Annotated in this window: 10 protein-coding genes; 6 read left to right on the plus strand and 4 right to left on the minus strand. The window is 71.6% G+C overall.

Annotated features, from left to right (window positions below; all coding sequences use genetic code 11):
• The first annotated feature begins 60 nt into the window (after nucleotides 1-60).
• Entirely contained in the window at nucleotides 61-3,021 is a 2,961-nt protein-coding gene (fxsT, locus tag ACWDAG_RS34375; RefSeq protein ID WP_450699462.1) for an FxSxx-COOH system tetratricopeptide repeat protein, read from the plus strand.
• A gap of 156 nt (nucleotides 3,022-3,177) precedes the next feature.
• On the opposite strand, the gene ACWDAG_RS34380 is transcribed toward fxsT, so the two are convergent.
• The 4 genes from ACWDAG_RS34380 to ACWDAG_RS34395 form a co-directional block, all read right to left on the minus strand.
• The gene (locus ACWDAG_RS34380) at nucleotides 3,178-6,978 is read right to left on the minus strand and encodes a multifunctional oxoglutarate decarboxylase/oxoglutarate dehydrogenase thiamine pyrophosphate-binding subunit/dihydrolipoyllysine-residue succinyltransferase subunit (protein ID WP_450699463.1); all 3,801 of its coding nucleotides are present in this window, start codon (nucleotides 6,976-6,978) and stop codon (nucleotides 3,178-3,180) included.
• Between the two features lie 291 nt (nucleotides 6,979-7,269).
• Nucleotides 7,270-8,382, minus strand: coding sequence for a HAMP domain-containing sensor histidine kinase (locus tag ACWDAG_RS34385; RefSeq protein WP_450699464.1), 1,113 nt, complete (start codon nucleotides 8,380-8,382; stop codon nucleotides 7,270-7,272).
• Nucleotides 8,379-9,116 carry a response regulator transcription factor gene (locus ACWDAG_RS34390; protein WP_123967420.1) on the minus strand — a complete coding sequence of 246 codons (738 nt, stop codon included), beginning with the start codon at nucleotides 9,114-9,116 and terminating at the stop codon, nucleotides 8,379-8,381. Before ACWDAG_RS34390 ends, ACWDAG_RS34385 begins: the two co-directional genes overlap by 4 nt.
• Nucleotides 9,117-9,247: 131 nt before the next feature.
• Nucleotides 9,248-9,925: a spermidine synthase gene (locus tag ACWDAG_RS34395; protein ID WP_450699554.1), complete on the minus strand. Its 678-nt coding sequence runs from the start codon at nucleotides 9,923-9,925 to the stop codon at nucleotides 9,248-9,250.
• Between the two features lie 258 nt (nucleotides 9,926-10,183).
• Between ACWDAG_RS34395 and ACWDAG_RS34400 the strand changes: the two genes are divergently transcribed.
• The 5 genes from ACWDAG_RS34400 (at nucleotide 10,184) to lon (ending at nucleotide 18,255) form a co-directional block, all read left to right on the plus strand.
• Nucleotides 10,184-13,816, plus strand: a complete 3,633-nt coding sequence (locus ACWDAG_RS34400) for an ATP-binding protein (protein ID WP_450699465.1) — start codon at nucleotides 10,184-10,186, stop codon at nucleotides 13,814-13,816.
• 84 nt (nucleotides 13,817-13,900) lie between these two features.
• Nucleotides 13,901-14,275: a hypothetical protein gene (locus tag ACWDAG_RS34405; RefSeq protein ID WP_450699466.1), complete on the plus strand. Its 375-nt coding sequence runs from the start codon at nucleotides 13,901-13,903 to the stop codon at nucleotides 14,273-14,275.
• Entirely contained in the window at nucleotides 14,272-14,694 is a 423-nt protein-coding gene (locus ACWDAG_RS34410) for a hypothetical protein (protein ID WP_450699467.1), read from the plus strand. The genes ACWDAG_RS34405 and ACWDAG_RS34410 overlap by 4 nt, the downstream gene beginning before the upstream one ends.
• 146 nt (nucleotides 14,695-14,840) lie before the next feature.
• The gene (locus ACWDAG_RS34415) at nucleotides 14,841-15,605 is read left to right on the plus strand and encodes a rhomboid-like protein (protein ID WP_450699468.1); all 765 of its coding nucleotides are present in this window, start codon (nucleotides 14,841-14,843) and stop codon (nucleotides 15,603-15,605) included.
• Between the two features lie 235 nt (nucleotides 15,606-15,840).
• On the plus strand, nucleotides 15,841-18,255 hold the full coding sequence (lon, locus tag ACWDAG_RS34420) for an endopeptidase La (protein WP_450699469.1): 2,415 nt from the start codon (nucleotides 15,841-15,843) through the stop codon (nucleotides 18,253-18,255).
• The last annotated feature ends 6 nt before the right edge of the window (nucleotides 18,256-18,261 follow it).

Raw genomic sequence — 18,261 nt, forward strand, 5'->3', positions numbered from 1 at the left:
ACGCACAATCGAATAGCCTGTGCACAGTTGTGGCCAGGATCGGTCGAGGGGAACTGAGAGATGGCGGCAGAGCTCGGACACGTCACGGTGGTCTTCGCCGGGCAGAGCGAGTCCTGGGCCAAATGGATCGACCACCAGATCCGGGCCGCCGGGCGCGCCACCACCCTGGTGCGCTGGAATCCGCTGCGCCGTCCGCCGACCCCCGATTCGCTGACCGACCTGCTCAGCGCGCCCGGCCGCATCCTCCTCGTCATCGACGACTGGTACGAGCGGCTCGGGCACGGCAGGTTCGAGGCCTGGGCCGATGTCCTGCGGCAGGTGCTCCCGGCCCACCGGGACCGGATCGCCGCAGTGAGCATCACCGCACAGCCCATGCCGGAGGCCGTCATCGCCCTGGCCCCCGTCGAACTGCGCGGACTCAGACCGGAGGTGGCCCGCAGCCGCGTCCTGGAGTGCGCGGGCATCCCGGCCCCCGGCACCCTCGTCGCCCTCTCCCGCGGCCCCCGCTTCCCCGACGACCCGCCCGAGGTGTGGCAGGCGCCGCGCCGCAACCGCCGCTTCATCGGCCGTACCGAACTCCTGGAGAAGGTCTACGGCGCCTTCTCCGCGGCCGGCCGGGACGGCGCCGCCGTGGCCCTGCTCGGCCCCGGCGGCTTCGGCAAGACCCAGCTGGCACTGGAGTATGTGCACCGCTTTTCCGGCGAGTACGACATCGTTTGGTGGGTCACCGCCGCCCAGCGCATCACCGCACGCCAGCAGTTCGCCGAGCTCGCCACACCGCTCGGCGTGCCGGACGGCGGCGACCTGTCGGAGACGATCAAGGCCGTACGGCGCGAACTCGACAGCACCGCACGCCCCTGGCTGCTGGTCCTGGACGGAGCGGCGGGCGACCCCGAGCGACTGCTCGACATCGTGCCGCAGGGGCACGGGCACGTCCTCGTCACCACCCACCGCACGGAGTGGGGAGCGCACGCCGAGACGTTCACCGTGCCGGCCTTCGAACGCCGGGAGAGCGTCGCGTTCGTCCGGCGCCGCGCCGATCGTCTGACCGACGACGAGGCGGAGCGGCTCGCCGAAGCCGTCGAGGACATGCCGCTGCTCCTCGACCAGATGGCCGCGTGGCTGGACCAGACCCCGACCGCGTCCGTGAGCGACTACATACGGGACATCGGCGAGGGCAGGCCGGACCGGTTCGGAGTGGTGAACTCCGGCGGGTACCCGCGCTTCGAGGTCGCCTGGGCGAAGCTCGTCAACACCTTGCGCGAGGGTTTCGAGCCGGCCTGGAAGCTGCTCAACCTGCTCGCCTGCTTCTCGCCCGACGTGGTGCCGGTACGGCTGCTGCAGACCGCCCGCCGCGGGGATCTGCCGCCCGAACTGGCCGAGTTGGTCGCGGAACCCAGCAGCTGGAACAGCGCACTGCGCAAGCTGTCCGAGATCACCTCCATGCGGATCGAGTACGAGCAGAGCCCGCGCCTGGACACCCAGACCGTCAGCACGCTCCGTATGCACCGGCTCTTCCACCGTTTCGTACGCTCCATCCAGTCGCCCGACGACATCGCGTACTACTCGGCCGCGGCCCGCAAGGTCCTGGTCTCCGCCGACCCGCGCGACTCCTCCTCGGCGGGCAACTGGGCCCGGTACGCCGAGCTCATCCCGCACCTGGAGCCGTCCGGGGCGCTGCGGTCGGCCGAGGACGACGTGCGCGAACTCGTCCTCAACTGCATCGAGTACCTGCGGATGCGCGGCGAGTACCACGAGGGCTGGTGGCTGAGCCGGCAGGTCGTCGAGAACTGGCGCGCGGCCTTCGGCAACGCCGACCGCTCGGTGCTCGTCGCCGTCCACCAGCTCGCCAACATGCTGCGCCGGATCGGCCGTTACAGCGAGGCGGAGGAGGTCGGCCGGGAGAACCTGATGCGGCTGACCGAGGCAGACGACGTACGGCCCATCGAGCTGATCCGCGCCAAGGACGGGCTCGGTGGAACGCTCATGGCGCTCGGCCGGTACACGGAGGCACGCGCCCTGTTCGAGGAGGCCGCCGCGAGCGCCGCCGCCGAGCTGGGCGGCGAGAACGTGCCGCGCACCCTCACCATCCGCAGCAACCTCGCCGTCGCCATCGGCCTCCAGGGCCACTACACCGAATCGCTCTCCCTGCACCGGAGGATCTTCGAGGCCCGGGTCGAACTCCTCGGCGGCAAGAACGCGGCCACGCTCAACTCGGCCCTGCACACCGCCTGGATGCTGAGGCTGCTCGGCCAGTACCGCGAGGCACTGCAGATCCAGGGCCACAACTCCCGTGTCCACAGCCAGATCCTCGACCGCAACCACAGCCAGACCGTGCGCGCCGAGCACAATCTGGCACTGTGCTCCCGGCGCGTGGGGGACCTGCAGTTCGCGCACGCCATGATGCGTGGGGTCCGGGAGAAGCTGCTGCGCCGATGGGGCCTGCTGCATCCGGAGACGCTCATGGTCTCCTGCGACTACGCCATGCTGCTGCGCCACATGGGGCTGGGCACGCAGGCCCGCGAGCTCGCCGAGTCCACCGCCACGCACTACGCCTCCCAGCTCGGCGACGGCCACCCGTATGCGATCGGAGCCCGGGACAACGTGGCCATCGTCATGCGGGACATGGGCGAGAAGCGGGCGGCACTGGAACTTTCCCGGCACACCACGCACCAGATGGAGCGGGCGGTCGGCCAGGACCACCCCTGGGCCATCGGCTGCGCCAAGAACCGGATCGCCGCGCTGGCCACCGTCGGCGACACCGATGCCGCGGCCGCCCTGGGACGGGAGGCCGCCGAGCGGTCCGCCCGCGCCCTGGGCGACTCGCACATCCTGACGATCAGTCTCAGGGCAGGGCTGGCGCTCGACCTCGCCGAGCTCGGGGAGCGTGCGGAGGCCGAGGCCCTGCGCACGGAGGCGGAGAACCGGCTCACCGCCCTGCTCGGCGCAGACCATCCGCACGCAGCCGAGATCCTCGAACGGCACAGCCCTCACTGGGATTTCGAACCCCAGCCGATCTGATCCCCGCGCCCCAAGGGGGCGCGGGGAACTGCGCGACAAGCCACAACGGACCAGCAGCCGCAAACGAACTTGACCAGCCGCCCCAATAGGCGCAGGGCCCGGCCCCGAGTCACCATGAACTCGGGGCCGGGCCTTTTCCGCTGAACCGCCGGAGGCCTACGCCTCGAACACCTCACGGACGAGCTGCTCCTGCTCGGCCTGGTGCCGCTTGGCGGAACCGACGGCCGGGGACGAGCTGTGCGGACGGGAGATCCGCCGCAGCCGCTCGCCGTGCGGGACGTCCGCGCCGACCGCCAGGTCCAGGTGGTCGATCAGGTTGAGCGCGATGAACGGCCAGGCACCCTGGTTCGCCGGCTCCTCCTGGGCCCACAGGTACTTCTCGACGTTCGGGTACTTGGCGATCTCCGCCTGGAGCTCGGCACCCGGCAGCGGGTACAGCCGCTCGACGCGGACGATCGCGATGTCCGTGGCGCCGCGCTTGGTGCGCTCGGCCTCCAGGTCGTAGTACAGCTTGCCCGCCACGAAGACGACCTTGCGGACCGCGGCCGGGTCGACCGTGGAGTCGCCGATGACCGGGCGGAACTGACCCGAGGTGAACTCCTCCGTCTTCGACGCGGCGGCCTTGAGGCGCAGCATCGACTTCGGGGTGAAGACCACCAGCGGCTTGTGGTGCGGGTTGTGCACCTGCCACCGCAGGAGGTGGAAGTAGTTCGACGGGAGCGTGGGCATGGCCACCGTCATGTTGTTCTGGGCGCAGAGCTGGAGGAAGCGCTCCACACGGGCCGAGGAGTGGTCCGGGCCCTGGCCCTCGTAGCCGTGCGGGAGCAGGAGCGTGACGCCGGACGTCTGGCCCCACTTCTGCTCCGCCGCCGAGATGTACTCGTCGACCACGGTCTGCGCGCCGTTGACGAAGTCGCCGAACTGCGCCTCCCACATCACGAGCGCGTCGGGGCGGGCCAGCGAGTAGCCGTACTCGAAGCCCATGACCGCGTACTCGGAGAGCAGGGAGTTGTAGACGTTGTAACGCGCCTGCTGCGACTGCTCCTCGGCGAGGTACTGCAGCGGGGTGTACTCCTCGCCCGTCTCGCGGTCGATGAGGACCGCGTGGCGCTGGCCGAAGGTGCCGCGCTGGGAGTCCTGGCCGGACAGGCGGACCGGGGTGCCCTCAAGGAGGAGGGAGCCGACCGCGAGGGTCTCGCCCATGCCCCAGTCGATCGTGCCGTCCTCGACCATCGTCGCCCGGCGCTGCAGCTGAGGCAGCAGACGCGGGTGTACGTGGAAGGAGTCCGGGATGTTGACCTGGGACTCGGCGATCCGCTTCACGACCTCCGTGGAGATCGCGGTGTTCACGGCGACCGGGAACTCGGCCTGCGGGTCCGAGACCGGGGCGACGCCCGGCTGGGCCGTGGCCTCGCGGACCTCCGTGAAGACCTTCTCCAGCTGGCCCTGGTAGTCCTGCAGGGCCTGCTCGGCCTCTTCCAGGGTGATGTCGCCGCGACCGATCAGGGACTCGGTGTAGAGCTTGCGCACCGAGCGCTTCTTGTCGATCAGGTCGTACATCAGCGGCTGGGTGAAGGCCGGGTTGTCCGACTCGTTGTGACCGCGGCGGCGGTAGCAGATGAGGTCGATCACCACGTCCTTGTTGAACGCCTGGCGGAACTCGAAGGCCAGCCGCGCGACGCGGACCACGGCCTCCGGGTCGTCGCCGTTCACGTGGAAGATCGGCGCCTCGATCATGCGGGCCACGTCGGTGGCGTACATCGAGGAACGCGACGACTCGGGAGCCGCCGTGAAGCCGACCTGGTTGTTGATGACGATGTGGACCGTGCCGCCCGTGCGGTAGCCGCGCAGCTGCGACATGTTGAGCGTCTCGGCGACCACACCCTGGCCCGCGAAGGCCGCGTCACCGTGCAGGGCGACCGGCAGGACGGTGAAGTCCGTGCCGCCCTTGTTGATGATGTCCTGCTTGGCGCGGACGATGCCCTCGATGACCGGGTCGACCGTCTCCAGGTGGGACGGGTTGGCGGCCAGCGAGACCGTGATCTGCTCGCCGTCCAGGCCGGTGAAGGTGCCCTGGGCGCCCAGGTGGTACTTCACGTCGCCGGAGCCGTGCATCGACTTCGGGTCGAGGTTGCCCTCGAACTCGCGGAAGATCTGCGCGTACGACTTGCCGACGATGTTGGCGAGGACGTTCAGCCGGCCGCGGTGGGCCATGCCGATGACGACCTCGTCCAGGCGGGACTCGGCGGCGGAGTCGATGACCGCGTCCAGCAGCGGGATGACGGACTCGCCGCCCTCCAGGGAGAAGCGCTTCTGGCCGACGTACTTCGTCTGCAGGAAGGTCTCGAAGGCCTCCGCCGCGTTCAGCCGGCGCAGGATGCGCAGCTGCTCCTCGCGCTCCGGCTTGGAGTGCGGGCGCTCGATGCGGTCCTGGATCCACTTGCGCTGCTTCGGGTCCTGGATGTGCATGAACTCGATGCCGGTGGTGCGGCAGTACGAGTCACGCAGCACGCCCAGGATGTCGCGCAGCTTCATCAGGGACTTGCCGGAGAAGCCGCCGACGGCGAACTCGCGCTCCAGGTCCCACAGGGTGAGGCCGTGCTCGGTGATGTCCAGGTCGGGGTGCTTGCGCTGGCGGTACTCCAGCGGGTCGGTGTCGGCCATGACGTGGCCGCGGACCCGGTAGGAGTGGATCAGCTCGAAGACCCGCGCGGCCTTGGTGACGTCGTCGTCGTGCGAGGCGTCGATGTCCTTGAGCCAGCGGACCGGCTCGTAGGGGATGCGCAGGGACTCGAAGATCTCGTCGTAGAAGCCGTTCTCTCCGAGGAGGAGGTTCGCGACGATCCGCAGGAACTCGCCGGAGGCGGCGCCCTGGATGACCCGGTGGTCGTAGGTCGACGTGAGCGTCATGACCTTCGAGATGCCGAGCTTGTTCAGGGTGTCCTGGCTGGTGCCCTGGAACTCCGCGGGGTAGTCCATGGAGCCGACGCCCATGATGACCGACTGACCGGGCATCAGGCGGGGCACGGAGTGGACGGTGCCGAGGCCGCCCGGGTTGGTCAGGGAGACCGTGACACCCGAGAAGTCGTCCATCGTCAGCTTGCCGTCGCGGGCGCGGCGGACGATGTCCTCGTAGGCCTGCCAGAACTCGAAGAAGTTCAGCGTCTCGGCCTTCTTGATGCCGGCGACGACGAGCTGGCGGTCGCCGTTCGGCTTCACCAGGTCGATGGCCAGGCCGAAGTTGACGTGCGGCGGCTTGACGAGGGTGGGCTTCCCGTCCTTCTCCGCGTAGTGCCAGTTCATCGACGGCATCGCCTTGATGGCCTGCACCATCGCGTAGCCGATCAGGTGCGTGAAGGAGATCTTCCCGCCCCGGGCGCGCTTGAGGTGGTTGTTGATGACGATGCGGTTGTCGAACAGCAGCTTCACCGGGACCGCGCGCACGGACGTGGCCGTGGGCAGCTCCAGCGAGGCGTTCATGTTCTTCGCGACGGCGGCGGCGGGACCGCGCAGGGTCACCAGCTCGGGGCCGTCGGCGGCCTCGGTCGCGGGCGCGGCCTTGGCAGCAGCGGCGGGCTTCGCCGGGGCCGGAGCGGCCTTCGCGGGAGGGGCAGCGGGCGCCGGAGCGGCGGCCGCGGGCTTCGGGGCCGCGGGGGCCGGCGCGGGAGCCGCGGGGGCGGCCGGGGCCTGCGCGGCCGGAGCGGGCGCCGGGGTGGTGGTGGTCTCTGCGGCCCCCGCGGCCGCAGTACCCGCCGGAGCCGAGGCGGCAGCCGCGCCCGGCTTGTAGTCGGCGAAGAAGTCCCACCAGGCTCGGTCTACCGAATTGGGGTCCTGGAGGTACTGCTGATAGATCTCGTCGACGAGCCACTCGTTGGGGCCGAACGCCGCAGCGGGGTTCTTGCCCGCTTGGTCTGCGTCGGTCGAGATGCTCGAGTTACTGGGGGACTGTGGCGACACGGCGGCAACCGCCCTCTTCCGCTTCACAAGGTGATGGACAGCGGGAATAAAGGCTACGCCCCCAAGACCCGGAAGGTCAGGCCGGGCAGGTTCATCGTCGTGTAAGTCACATCGGAAACCGCGTTTCGGGCCTGGAAATGGCGGGAAACAAACGCGGTTCCGGTACGGAACGAGGGTGTGGGGAAACGCCGGGGCAGGCCCTGCACGCTCAGCGTGCGGGCGTGTGCCTGATCACACGTGTCCGTCGGCGCGGACCGCGGTGGATCTTGAGGCTCCGGTTCGGACTTTACGTCAACTTTGAACGGATGTCTCTCCCGGGAGGGTGACGAGAATCCGGCAGCCCCGCTCGGATTCGGCCACTCCGATCCCGCCACCGTGCAGGTCGACGGCCCAGCGGGCGATCGCGAGGCCCAGCCCCGTACCGCCGTCGCCGCCCTGTCCGTTGGAGGCGCCCGCGCCGCCCCGGTTGAACCGCTCGAAGACCCGGTGCCACTCCGAGCGCGGAATGCCGGGGCCTTCGTCCAGCACCTCCAGCTCCAGCGACTCCGGCAGCGTCCCGCGCCGTGCCTTCACGGTCACACGGCCGTGCGGCGGGCTGTGCTTGACCGCGTTGTCGATGAGATTTGCCACTACCTGGTGGATCCGCTCGGGGTCCGCGTGCGCCGTCAGCTCCGGCGGGGACACGTCGAGGTGCAGATGGACGTCCGTACGGGTGTGGCTGCCGGAGCCGGAGGCGATGCCCGCGCGCGCGGGCACGGCCATGTTGGCCTCCTTCAGCACGCCCGACAGGTACGGCCAGACCTCGAAGCGCCGCCGGCGCAGCGGTACGACCCCGTTGTCCAGCCGGGACAGGTCCAGCAGCGTCTCCACCAGCCGGCCGAGCCGCTCGGTCTGCTTCAGGGCCGTACGCATGGTCTCCGGGTCCGCCGGGGAGACACCGTCGACGATGTTCTCCAGCACCGCTCTGAGGCCCGCGATGGGCGTGCGCAGCTCGTGCGAGACGTTCGCGACCAGCTCCTTGCGCTGGCGGTCCTGGGCCTCCAGGTCGTCGGCCATGCGGTTGATCGTCTGCGCCAGGTCGCCCAGCTCGTCACGGCGGTTCTCGCGCACCCTGCGGGTGTAGTCGCCGTGTGAGATGGCCTTGGCCACCGCGTTCATGTCGTCCAGTGGCGCGGTGAGCGAATGGGCCACGAACTGCGTAATGAGCAGTGTGGCGATCATCGAGAAGACCGTGATGAAGCGCAGCTCCGTCGCCGTGCGCATCGCGATCATCATCAGCCCGGTGGTGATCAGGACCGCGATCACGACCAGCGCGCCCAGCTTGGTCTTGATCGAGAACGGGCTCACACCGCCCCAGGGCTCGGGCTCCCCGGGGCTTCTCCGGCCGACCGGACCGCCGCTCATGGCGTCGGGGTCTCCAGCGCGTAGCCCACGCCGTGCACCGTGCGGATCCGCTCGGCGCCGATCTTCCGGCGCAGCGCCTTGATGTGGCTGTCGACGGTACGGGTGCCGGAGGCGTCCGCCCAGTCCCACACCTCGGCGAGCAGCTGCTCACGGGAGAGCACCGCGCGCGGGGTGTTCGCGAGGCACACCAGCAGGTCGAACTCGGTGGGCGTCAGATGCACGTCCTCGGAGTGCACGCGCACCCGCCGCTGGGCGTGGTCGATCTCCAGCTCGCCGAGGCGCAGGATGCCGCTTCTGGGTGTCGCGGCGGCCAGTGCGGCCCGCTCCACCCGGCGCAGCAGCACATGCACGCGTGCGGCCAGCTCCCGCATGGAGAACGGCTTGGTCATGTAGTCGTCGGCGCCGACGCCGAGCCCGACCAGCATGTCGGTCTCGTCGTCGCGCGCGGTCAGCATCAGCACCGGCACCGGGCGCTGGGCCTGCACACGGCGGCAGACCTCCAGGCCGTCGAAGCCGGGCAGCATGATGTCGAGGATCAGCAGGTCGGGCTGCCAGGCCTCGGCGGTGTCGACGGCGGCCGGGCCGTCACCCGCGGTCTGCACGAGGAAACCCTCTGCGCGCAGGCGGGCCGCGATGGCGTCGACGATGGTCGCGTCGTCCTCGACCACCAGGACCCTGCGCTGTGCGCCCGGGGTCGCCGTCGTGCCGTTGTGGGATGTGTGGGTCTGCTCCATCGCCCGCCCCTGAGTTGCTTTCCGGATCCGTGGGGTGATCCGTTACCTGGCTCATGCCTGCGCATGCTTGCGATTGACGCTTGAATGATCTGCGCCAGAGAAGCAGAGTACGGGGAGTCACCGTCCCTCGGCTATCCAGGTCGGACGGCGATGTGCACAACGTCGGGAACGCCACGGGCAACCGGGATCTCTTCGGTACGCACCCGTTGGAACCCGGCATTCCGCAAGGTTTCTTCGAAATCCGGAGAGGGCTGCGCGGACCACACGGCCAGCACCCCGCCCGGCTTCAACACCCTTGCGCAGCTTGTGAGTCCGCCGGACGAGTAGAGATCGTCGTTGCCCTCGGTGACGGTCCAGTCGGGGCCGTTGTCGATGTCCAGGCAGAGGGCGTCATGAGTGGCGGAAGTCTCATGGACGTACTCGATCAGATCGGTCTCCACGATCTGAGTGCGCGGATCGGCGACGGCCTGGGACGACAGGGCGGCCAGGGGGCCGTTCAGGTGCCAGTCGATGATCGCGCGCTCGCGCTCCACCACGGTGATCGCGCCCCAGCGCGGGTCGGCCGCCGCGTGGGCGAGTGAGAATCCCACCCCGAGGCCTCCGATCAGCACGTCCGGCGCCTCGCGGGGGCCCAGGGCGTCGAGTGCGGCGTCCACGAGGAGCCGTTCCGAGCGTCCGTCCGAGGTGTCCATCAGAAAGCAGCCGTTGGCGATGATCTGGAGCAACTCACCGTGCCGGCGCAGCACGACCTCGCCGTACGGACCCTCGCGACGGTCCAGGACCACAGGGGTGTCGTAGGTGGCGGTCATGGCTTCATCCTGCATGAACGCTCCGCTGGTTGTGCGGGGTTTTCGGCTGCGACGCGGGGCGATCGGCCGTCGATGGTCTGCGGGCTCGTCGTGGCTGGTCGCGCCCGCGCGGCGGAGCCGCATATCGATACAGCCCCCCGCCCCTTCGGGGCGCTGCCGATCCGGCAGCGGACTGCGCCCGGTCTGCTTACGCTCGAAGCAGCGCGAGAGCCGCGTCGGAGGGGCCGCGAGGCCTGTGGGAAGTGCGTGGTGGCTGCCATGGCCGCGAATTACCCGTTCGTGGGACGCGAGGACGTGCTCGGTGAGCTCCGGGCGGCCCTGGAGCGCGCCGCGTCCGGCAGGGGCGGCCTCGTCACCCTCACCGGGCCCGCCGGTGCCGGCAAGACCCGTACCGCCGAGGAAATCACGGCGCACGCCGGTGCCTTTCGCGTCCTGTGGACCTGGTGTCCGCCGGAGACCGCCGGACGCGCCTTCCGTCCCTGGTCACGGCTGCTGCGGGAGCTGGTCGCCGAGGATGTGGCCTGTGGTCGGCTGGTGGCCGCGTCGCCGCCGCTACGGGCGCTGGTCTCGGGTGCGGCCACCAGCGCCCTGCACGGAGCCGACCCGGAGACCGCGCGGCTGCGGCTCGCGGGCGATGTGTCCGAGCTCCTGGCCACGGCCGCGCGCCGCCGCCCCCTGCTCCTGGTGCTGGACGACGTGCACGCCGCCGACGCCTCCTCGCTACGGCTGCTCCTGGAGACGGCGGACGCGGCCCGCACCTGCCCGGTCCTGCTGCTGGCGACGGCCCGGGACGAGGATGCGGCCTGGGGGGACGATGGCTGGGCACGGGCTCAACTGCTGCGGCGGGGGCGGGCGTTGGGGCTCGGTCCGTTGCCGGAGCGGGACGTCGCGGCGCTGGTCGAGGCGGTGACGGGGGCCGTACCGCAGGCGGATGCGGTGCGTGCGCTGGTACGGCGTACGGGCGGGGAGGCGTTCTTCGTCATCGAGCTGCTGCGGACCGGGAGTTGGGGTGTGGCGCCGCCCGGGGAGGGGGACGGCCCCGGTGTCTCCTCGGTCGCCGTCCGGGCCGCCGTACGGGACCGGCTGGACGACCTGACCCCGCGGGCCGCGCGCGTGCTGGACGTGGCCGCCGTCCTCGGTACCCGGTTCCGGCTCGACGTGCTCGCCGAGGCCGCGGAGGTGCCGCTGGGCGAGCTGCGCACGCTGCTGGGGGAGGCCGCCGGCGCCGGGCTGCTCGCCGAGGCCGGGGCCGACCGGGGCGCCTTCCGGCACGACCTGCTCCGGGACGCGGTCTACGACACCCTCACCCCGGCCGAACGCGCGGCCCTCCACCACAGCGCCGCCGAGGTCCTGTCCGGATACGCCCGCCGCGGCCGCGACACCGGCCCGGCGGAAGTCGCCCACCACCTGCTGCTGTCCGGCCCCGAGCAGGCGGAGGAGGCCGCGAGGTACGCCCGCGAGGCGGCGGTGCGCGCGGAGGCGCTGTTCGCGTTCGAGGACGCGGCCCGGTGGTACGAGCGGGCGGTGGAGGTGTGGGGCGGGGGTGCCGTCGGGGCCGTGGCTCCGGGTGTCGGCGGTGCGTCGGCGGAGGTTTTGGGTGTGGGTGCCGAGGGGGTCTGCGAGGGCGCGGGGCGTGGCGGTGGGGGTGGTCGTGGGTTCGGTGGTGGTGTGGGCGAGGGCGGTGGCTCCGGTGGCGAGGGCTGGGGGGTTGTGGCTCCGGGTGTCGGCGGGGCGTCGGCGGAGGCTTCGGGTGTCGGTGCCGAGGGGGTCTGCGAAGGCGCGGCGCGTGGCGGTGGGGGTGCTCGCGGGTTCGGTGGTGGTGTGGGCGAGGAGCGTGGCCCCGGCGATGTGGACGAGGACCGTGGCCCCGGTGGCGAGGTGGGCGAAGACCGTGGCCCCGGCGGCGATGGCAGGGGGGCCGTGGCCCCGGGCGTCGGCAGCGTGACGACACAGGCCTCGGGCGGCCGTGCCGAGGGGGCCCGCGAGGGCGCAGTGCACGGTGGCTGGGGCGGTCGCGGTGCTGACGGGAACCGTCGCGGCCGCGTCGAGCTCGTGGAAGCACTGCTCGGGCTGGGCTCCGCGCGGCTCGCGGTCGGGGAGCGGGAGGCCGCGCGGGGCGCGCTGCTCAGGGCCGCCGGGCTGGCGCGGGAGGCCGGGCGGGCCGATCTGCTGGCGCGGGCCGCGCTGGGTCTCGGGACCGGGGCCGTCGGGTTCGAGGTCGACCTCGAGGACCGAGAGCAGCTCGACCTGCTGACCGAGGCCCGGGCCGCCCTCGCCGCCGAGCCCGCCCACGCGCCCTTGCGCGCCGCCGTCACCGCACGGCTCTCGCTCGCCGCCGGGCTGGTCGAACCGGAGAAGCACCGCATCGCCCTCGCCGAGGAGGCCGTCCGCACCGCCCGCGAGGCCGGTGATCCGGCGGCCCTCGGCCCGGCCCTGGCCGCGCTGTGCGACGCCCGGCCCGGCCCCGACCACTGCCGAGCCCGGCTCGACTGGTCCACGCAGATCGTGACGACCGCCCGCGACCTCCGTGACCCCGTGCTCGAACTCCTCGGCCGGCGGCTGCGGTTGGTCGCGCTGATGGAGACCGGCGACTTCGCCGGGGCCGACGCGGAGGCGGTGGCGTACGAGACGGCTGTACGACCGCTGCGGCGCCCCCTGTATGCCTGGTACGTGCCCCTGTGGCGCGGGGCGCGGGCCCTGATGGAGGGCCGGTACGACGACTGCGCCGCCGCGCTCGACGAGGTCGAGGAACTGGGCCGCAGGGCCGGCAGCGCCAACGCCGCCATGCTCGCCGTCACCCAGCGCTGGTGCCTGTACGCCGAGACGGGCGACACGGCCGGCCTGGAGCGGGTGCGGGCGGAGGCGACCATGCTGGAACGCTCCCCGATGCTCTGGCCCCGGGTCAGCCTCGCGCTCGTGGCCGCACAGTTCGGCCGGCTCGACGAGGCCGCGCGCCGCCTGTCGGCCGTCGCACCCCGGCTCGGCGGTGCGCCTCGGGACAGCGAGTGGCTGCCGATGCTGGCGCAGGCCGCGGAGACGGTCGCCACCGTGGGCTCCCACCCCTGCGCGCCCGTCCTCTACGACCTCCTCGCCCCGTACGCCGGTCTGTTCGCCGTGGAGGGCATCGGCGCGGCGGTACGCGGCCCGGTCGACCGCCATCTGGCGCTGCTGGCAGCGGCCATGGGCGATGCGGAACGCGCCCGCGAGCACCGCGAGAGGGCACTGCGGGCGGCCGCGGCGGCGGGCGCGGTCGCGCTGACGGAACGTATAGCGGGTGAGACGAACGGCAGGCAGCGGGACAGCGGGGCGCAGGCCGACACCCCGTCCGACACCCCCGGCTGCCCCCTCTTCCAGCGCGAAGGCCCCCTCTGGCACCTCCGGTACGCCGGTCACGACGTACGTCTCCCCGACAGCAAGGGGCTGAACGACATCTCCGTGCTGCTCGCGCGTCCCGGCACGCCCGTGCCCGCGGTCGAGCTGGCGGCACCGCCCGGCAGCGGCGAGCACGTCGAGGGCCTGCACCCCCAGGGCGACACCGGCGAGGTCATCGATGCCACCGCCCGGGCCGCCTACCGGCGCAGGCTGGCGGAGCTGGAGGAGGAGGCCCGGGACGCCGACGAGGCCGGGGACGCCGGGCGGTCGGAGCGGATCGCCGTCGAGCGGGACGCCCTGGTCGGGCAGCTCGCGGCCGCGTACGGCATCGGGGGCCGGGTGCGCCGTACCGGATCGGACGCCGAGCGCGCCCGCACCACCGTCACCGCCCGCATCCGGGCCGCCGTGCGGCGGATCGCCGCCGCCCACCCCGAACTCGGCCGGCACCTCGAAACCGCCCTGCACACCGGCACCCTCTGCGTCTACCAGCCGGAACACCCGCCCGAGTGGCGGCTGTGAGGCCTGGCCCCACACCGTGATGTCCGATCTCACGCCTCCTGGGTGAAGCACCCGAGCCAGAACACCCAGGGAAGGCAGGACACCATGCCACGCACCGCCAAGGCCGAGGCCGAACTCAAGGTCGACGAGCCCGTCATCGAGGGGCGCTACGCCCAGCTCGGCCCGTACACCGTCGCGTACGAGTCGATGAAGCAGGACATGGACCCCGCCCCGCTCTTCCGGGGCCTGCCCGACGACCGCTGCCAGTGCCCGCACTGGGGCCAGGTCGTCTCCGGCCGGATCGTGTTCCGGTACGCCGACCACGACGAGGTCTTCCACGCCGGCGACGCCTACTACGGCGCCCCCGGCCATCTGCCCCTGATCTTCGCCGGCACCGAGATCGTCGAGTTCAGCCCCACCGCGGAACTGAACCGCACGATGGAGGTCGTCAGCCGCAACCTCGCGGGAGCGCAGTCATGACCACCGGCACCGACACCACCACCCGCGTCAAGGAACTCGCCGATCTCTTCGTGCGGTTCCTGGAGACCAACACGGCCCCTGACGGGCTGTTCACGGCCGACGTCTTTCTCGACCTGACCGTCCCCCAGTGGCGGCTGCAGGCCTCCGGCCGCGACGAGCTCGTCGCCGCACGCCGCCGCAGTCACCCCTTCCTCGGCACCGTGCCGCGCCACCGCGTCGACGCCACGCCCACCGGCCTCGTCCTCGAGTTCGAGGAGCAGTGGGAGGACGAGCAGGGCGGCACCTGGTACTGCAGGGAGCTGATGCGCGCCGACATCCGCGACGGCGCCATCAGCGAGGCATCCATCTACTGCACCGGCGACTGGGACCCCGCGACCCAGGCCGCGCACGCGAAGGAGGTCCACCTGCTGCGGCCCTGAGCAAGCCGAATGAGCAAGCGGAGGTTGTCCCCTGACGCAAGAAAAGCATGAGAGGTTGCTGTGAATCGCCTCTCGCGTGGCGTCGGTCACAGACAGGGACCCCTGTGGTTGCGAAGGGTGGGGCGCAACGGAAGGAGCGCCGCAACGTGGAACCCATCGCGACGGCCGACAACGAACCCTCGGTCGCGCCCCTTCCCGACGTGTCCGAACTCCTCGACGGTATGCCGCGTCAGCGCGGCCCGGCGACCGTCGCCGGACCGACCGTGCAGGTGCCCCTCCCCGCGGCCCGCACCCTCCGCCCCTGGCGCCTCCTGCCGACCCCCACCGGTACGCCGTTCACCTTCGCCTACGCGGCGGTCCTGGCGCTCACCACACTGATCACCACGTATGCCGCCCCGTCCCTCGTCTACTCCCTGCTCCAGGCCTCCAGCACGGACGTCGCACACCTCGTGCAGACGCCCGTGCTGGTGCTGCTCGCCAGTGCGCTGTGGATCGCGGGCGGGATCGTGTCGCCGTACGTGATCTGCTTCCTGCTCGTCCTGACCGCGCTGGAGCGGCGGATAGGCGGGGCGCGCACGGCCGTCGTCTTCCTGCTCGGCCATGTACTGGCCACCCTCGCGACCGAGGTCCCCGTGGGCCTGGCCGTGCTCGTCGGCCACCTCCCCGACAGCTCCCTGCACCGCCTCGACTACGGCATCAGCTTCGGCGTCGCCGCCAGCGTCGGCGCCCTGGCCGGGCTGCTCACACCCTGGCTGCGCTGGCCGGTGCTGGTCCTGTTCGGCAGCATGCTGGTCGAGGACCTGATCGAGTTCACGGACCCGATGACCAACTGGGGCCACCTGATCTCCCTGGCCATAGGCATCGCGACCTGGCCGATGATCCGCCGCTGGTACCGCACGGCGACGGCCTGACTGCCGCCCGATCGCGGATTCTTTTCACCTCGCCCGGCGTTGAGTCTTTCAGCCCGTCCGGCGTTTGAGGACAAGGCCCCTTCAGGGCCGAAAAGCGGGGGTCTGGGGGCGGCAGCCCCCAGCAGACGCGCACCTCACCGCCGTGATCGCTGACAGCGAACGGGGCCCCGGGAACATTAGCGGAGCGCCATGCATTGAGTCGGCATAACTCAACTTGACTGCCGGAGGGTAGATCATGGCATCGACGTCCACACCGCTCACCCTGCCCGTGCTGCCGCTCGACGACGAGGTCGTGCTGCCCGGCATGGTGGTGCCGCTGGACCTGAACGACACCGACGTACGCGCCGCGGTGGAGGCCGCCCAGGCCGCCGCCCGCTCCGAGCCGGGAAAGCCCAAGGTCCTGCTGGTGCCACGCATCGACGGCAGCTACCCGGGCACCGGTGTGCTCGGCACCGTCGAGCAGGTCGGCCGGCTGGCCGACGGTGACCCGGGCGCCCTGATCCGCGGCCGCGGCCGCGTCAGGATCGGCGCCGGCACCACCGGCCCGGGTGCGGCGCTGTGGGTCGAGGGGACGAGGATCGACGAGAGCGTGCCCGAGCCGCTGCCCGGTCACGTCACCGAACTGGTCAAGGAGTACAAGGCCCTTGCCACCGCCTGGCTGCGCAAGCGCGGCGCCTGGCAGGTCGTCGACCGCGTCCAGGCCATCGACGACGTCTCCGCGCTCGCCGACAACTCCGGTTACTCGCCCTTCCTGACCACCGATCAGAAGATCGAGCTGCTGGAGACCACCGACCCGGTCGCCCGCCTCAAGCTCGCCACCCAGCACCTGCGCGACCACCTCGCCGAGCAGGACGTCGCCGAGACCATCGCCAAGGACGTCCAGGAGGGCGTCGACAAGCAGCAGCGGGAGTTCCTGCTCCGCCGCCAGCTGGAAGCCGTACGCAAGGAACTGCGTGAGCTCAACGGCGAGCAGGACGGCGAGGAGTCCGACGACTACCGCGCCCGTGTGGAGGCCGCCGACCTGCCCGAGAAGGTGCGGGAAGCCGCCCTCAAGGAGGTCGACAAGCTGGAGCGGTCCAGCGACCAGTCGCCCGAGGGTTCCTGGATCCGCACCTGGCTGGACACCGTCCTCGAACTCCCCTGGAACGAGCGCACCGAGGACGCGTACGACATCCAGGGCGCCAAGGCGATCCTCGACGCCGAGCACGCCGGCCTGGAGGACGTGAAGGAGCGCATCACCGAGTACCTGGCGGTGCGCAAGCGCCGCAGCGAGCGCGGCCTCGGCGTCGTGGGAGGCCGCCGCGGCGGTGCCGTACTGGCCCTTGTCGGCCCGCCCGGCGTCGGCAAGACCTCGCTCGGCGAGTCCGTCGCGCACGCCATGGGCCGCAAGTTCGTCCGCGTCGCCCTCGGCGGCGTCCGCGACGAGGCCGAGATCCGCGGCCACCGCCGTACGTACGTCGGCGCGCTGCCCGGCCGGGTCGTCCGCGCCATCAAGGAGGCCGGTTCGATGAACCCGGTCGTCCTCCTTGACGAGATCGACAAGGTGGGCTCGGACTTCCGCGGCGACCCCGCGGCCGCCCTCCTGGAGGTCCTGGACCCGGCGCAGAACCACACCTTCCGCGACCACTACCTGGAGGTCGAACTCGACCTGAGCGACGTCGTCTTCCTCGCCACGGCGAACGTCCTGGAGGCTATCCCGGAGGCCCTGCTCGACCGTATGGAGCTGGTCCGCCTGGACGGTTACACCGAGGACGAGAAGGTCGTCATCGCCCGCGACCACCTGCTGCCGCGCCAGCTGGAGCGCGCGGGACTGCACTCGGACGAGGTCGCCATCGACGAGGGCGCCCTGCGCAAGCTCGCCGGCGAGTACACCCGCGAGGCAGGCGTCCGCACCCTGGAGCGCTCGATCGCCCGGCTGCTCCGCAAGGTCGCGGCGCAGCACGAACTGGGCGACCGGGAGCTGCCGTTCACCATCACGGACGGCGAGCTGCGCGGCCTGATCGGGCGGCCGCACCACGTGCCCGAGTCCGCGCAGGACCCGGCGGAGCGCCGCACGGCGGTCCCGGGCGTGGCGACGGGTCTCGCGGTCACCGGCGCGGGCGGCGATGTCCTTTACGTGGAGGCGTCCCTGGCCGACCCGGAGACGGGCGCGGCGGGCCTGACCCTCACGGGCCAGCTCGGCGACGTGATGAAGGAGTCGGCACAGATCGCGCTGAGCTTCCTGCGGTCGCACGGCGCGGAGCTGGAGCTCCCCGTCGCCGACCTGAAGGACCGTGGGGTGCACATCCACTTCCCGGCGGGCGCGGTCCCGAAGGACGGCCCGAGCGCGGGCGTCACGATGACGACGGCCCTGGCCTCCCTTCTGTCCGGCCGCCTGGTCCGCACGGACGTGGCGATGACCGGCGAGGTCTCGCTGACCGGCCGCGTCCTGCCCATCGGCGGCGTGAAGCAGAAGCTGCTCGCCGCGCACCGGGCGGGCGTCACCACGGTGATCATCCCGAAGCGCAACGAAGCCGACCTGGACGACGTCCCCGCGGAGGTGCTGGACAAGCTCGACGTCCACGCCGTGACCGACGTCCGCCAGGTCCTGGAGCTGGCCCTCGCGCCCGCCACGAGCGACGCGAAGCCGGAGGTTCCGGTGGCGGCGTGACGGACG

Source organism: Streptomyces sp. NPDC001157 (genome assembly GCF_053598255.1).

Coding starts and splice junctions, on each gene's coding strand:
- fxsT (WP_450699462.1), top strand. CDS start 61: ATGGCGGCAGAGCTCGGACACGTCACGGTGGTCTTCGCCGGGCAGAGC.
- ACWDAG_RS34385 (WP_450699464.1), bottom strand. CDS start 8,382: ATGAGCGGCGGTCCGGTCGGCCGGAGAAGCCCCGGGGAGCCCGAGCCC.
- ACWDAG_RS34390 (WP_123967420.1), bottom strand. CDS start 9,116: ATGGAGCAGACCCACACATCCCACAACGGCACGACGGCGACCCCGGGC.
- ACWDAG_RS34395 (WP_450699554.1), bottom strand. CDS start 9,925: ATGACCGCCACCTACGACACCCCTGTGGTCCTGGACCGTCGCGAGGGT.
- ACWDAG_RS34400 (WP_450699465.1), top strand. CDS start 10,184: ATGGCCGCGAATTACCCGTTCGTGGGACGCGAGGACGTGCTCGGTGAG.
- ACWDAG_RS34405 (WP_450699466.1), top strand. CDS start 13,901: ATGCCACGCACCGCCAAGGCCGAGGCCGAACTCAAGGTCGACGAGCCC.
- ACWDAG_RS34410 (WP_450699467.1), top strand. CDS start 14,272: ATGACCACCGGCACCGACACCACCACCCGCGTCAAGGAACTCGCCGAT.
- lon (WP_450699469.1), top strand. CDS start 15,841: ATGGCATCGACGTCCACACCGCTCACCCTGCCCGTGCTGCCGCTCGAC.